2 protein-coding genes are annotated in these 868 nt (G+C 41.9%); both read left to right on the forward strand.

The genetic code is table 11. The annotated features are described in order from the left end of the window. Nucleotides 1-567: helix-turn-helix domain-containing protein (locus KJS69_RS29350; protein WP_213587780.1), on the forward strand; the 567-nt coding region annotated here is incomplete at its 5' end. Between the two features lie 161 nt (nucleotides 568-728). Then, nucleotides 729-868, forward strand: a 140-nt coding sequence (locus tag KJS69_RS30450; RefSeq protein WP_374706757.1) for a helix-turn-helix domain-containing protein, incomplete at its 3' end; no start/stop codon positions are given.

The raw sequence follows: 868 nt of genomic DNA on the forward strand, positions 1-868 counted from the left end.
ATCAGGCAATGGCTTCAGACTTACCAGTCATTAGGTCCAAACGGACTGCTGCAAACATCTAAGAATGCTGCTTATTCTGCAGAGTTAAAGAGAATAGCTGTCGAGGATTATTTGGCTGGTGGCGGTTCTCACATGGATATTTGTAAAAGGTATGGCATTAAATCAACTTACCAATTACGCGATTGGATTCTAAAGTATAATGGTCATGAGAAGTTGATCGCTTCCAGAACGGGAGGAACGCCAATCATGACTAAAGGACGAACCACGACTTACGATGAGAGAGTTGAAATCGTCAGATTCTGCATTGAACATCAAAACAATTATGCCCAGACAGCTGAGAAATTCCAGGTATCCTATCAGCAAGTTTATTCATGGACAAATAAATACTTAACATCTGGTGTGGATGCGCTTCAGGACAGACGCGGGAAAAGAAAATCCGAAGATGAGATGTCAGAAGTCGAGAAACTAAGGGCACAGAATAAGCTGCTGCAGGCTGAGAACAGAAGGAAGCAGATGGAGATCGATTTGCTAAAAAAGCTGGACGAGATCGAAAGGAGGCGGTTTTAAGCCAGGTAAGGTATGAAACGATATACCTTGCAATACGCGAACTCCATGAAACGAAGTTATATCCCATAAGTCAATTATGTGATCTTATTGGGGTCCAACGTTCATCGTATTATAAATGGATCAACCGGAAAGAAAGCAACAACGAGATCTTCAATAAAGCGTTGCTTCCTTTGATTAAAGATGCCTACGAGGAAAAGGATGGGATCCTCGGATACCGCCAGATGACCATTAAACTAAACCGAGAACATCATTTAAATGTCAATCATAAGCGAATATACAGACTCATGGGCATCCTAGGCCT

The organism is Paenibacillus sp. J2TS4 (genome assembly GCF_018403245.1).
In the GTDB taxonomy this organism is placed as follows: domain Bacteria; phylum Bacillota; class Bacilli; order Paenibacillales; family NBRC-103111; genus Paenibacillus_L.